The organism is Saccharopolyspora sp., assembly GCF_017434145.1.
GTDB lineage: Bacteria > Actinomycetota > Actinomycetes > Mycobacteriales > Pseudonocardiaceae > Saccharopolyspora_C > Saccharopolyspora_C galaxeae.
Genome location: NZ_JAFRFW010000585.1, coordinates 1 through 1740, shown reverse-complemented (window position 1 = coordinate 1740; position 1740 = coordinate 1). Strand labels below are relative to the sequence as shown.

Genomic DNA, 1740 nt, shown 5'->3' with positions numbered 1-1740 from the left:
GTTCGGATTCGGGGACACCGATGCCGACGTCGGCGGCGGCGAGTGCGGTGTGCCCGCGGGCGGACAGCAGCGCCACCACGTGCCCGTCCTGCTGCAACCTGCGCACCGACTCTGCAAGCCGGTTGCCGCCGTGCACGGCGTCGTCGACGGCGAGCCGGTGGTCGAGGCGGCTGCCGATGCCCGCCCGCACCACCGAACCCGCGCAACGCCCCGCTTCCACGAGCGCTTCTGCCAGCGGATCCAGTTCGGTGACGACCACGACGACCGCTACCGGCTCCGATTCGTGGCTCAGCATCAACAAGTTCGCTCCGTGCTCGCGGTGTTCGCGCACCGCGTCCCGCAACCGGTCCGGCAGCGAAGGCCGACCGAGCGGGGCGCAGGACCATGCGCCGCGGGTGTGCCGCGCCTTGGGCTGCTCCGGGTCGACGAGTTCACCGGCGCGGGCGAACAGCCACGTCTGGTCGGCGTCGGTGTCCAGCGGCAGCACCTCTTCGACCACGTGCCGTCCGGTCAGCAGCGCGGGCGCGTCGAGCACGACGGTGTCCACCCGGTCCATCCGGCGCAGCGCCCGCGGCTCCAGCACGACCGTGCCGCGTTCGGAGATGGCGGTGGTGAGCTGCGCTGCGAACGCCTCCCGGCCGGTTCTGGCCGGTCGCGGCACTCCGGCGAGCATCGTCGCCTGCGCGCGCTGGTCGTTGCGGGTGGCGGCCAGCACCGTGCCGTAGCCGCCGAGGGCGAAGGTGCCGGAGAGGTTCGAGACGTGCTCCACCGGACCGTTCGGCAGTTCGGCCGGGCGCGGTTCGAGTTCCAGCGCCTCCGCCTCGTGCACGCCCGGGAGACCGGCATTGGCCTCTTCCCAACGGCGCCACGCCTGACCGCGCGCGATCGTCTCGCGCGAGGTGCAGAACCGGCCGGCCAGGTCGGTGAACACCGACAGCGGATTCTGCGACAGCCCTTGGGTGAGCGCGCCGCCGACGGTGCGCGCGGTTTCGGTGGCGTCCCGGCCGAGCGCGCGCTCGGCCCCGTTGTGCAACCACGGAACCGAGTCGACCAGCGAGACCGCGGTCGGCACCAGCGGTGACGCGGGCCGCAGCGGCAGCATGCCGGCGACCGCCGAATAACCCAGCCCGAGCACGCTCATGCCCAGTGCGCCCACGTCGCGAACCAGCGCGCCCGCGTCGCCGGGGTGCGCCATGCCGCCGGGGGCGCGCCCGAGCTCGGTGAGGTCGTGCTCGTCCTCGACCTGCGAGACCACTTCGCCGAGGTCGGCGGGATCGATCTCCGGCTCGTGCTGCACGACCACGCGGCCGAGCACGGCGTTCACCTCGACCCCGCGCACTCCGTCCAAATCGGACAGACGGTTGCGCAGCTCGCGGTTGGCCTGCTCGGTTCCTGGCCGGTGCAGCCCGCGCACCTCGAGGTGCGTGCGGTCGGCACCGGAGTACGTTCGCTGGCTCGCCGGAGCGGTACCGAGGGTGCGCACCGCGTCGACCACCTGCCCGGTGGTTTCGGCGGCCAGCGACAGCAGCTTGCCGAACGGCATCGATTGCCTTCCTGGAATGTCGGGAATGAGCGCGCGGCGGCGAAGAATCGCGCGTGAACGTGCGGGCCGCGGAAGGGGTCGCCGGGCTCGTGCTCGCCGTGTGCGGCGCGGGGTCAGCCGGGGTCGGGTGGCGCCACCCGCGCGAAGCGGCCGAGCAGGGGGATTCGTCCGGCGGGATCGCCGGGGCGGGGCGGCCG

General features: G+C 73.5%; 1 pseudogene. It reads right to left on the bottom strand.

Going from position 1 to position 1740, the window contains the following annotated elements:
* Window positions 1–1543 (bottom strand): annotated as a pseudogene (locus IJH84_RS16150) (cation-transporting ATPase); the annotation flags it as partial.
* Window positions 1544–1740: the final 197 nt, after the last annotated feature.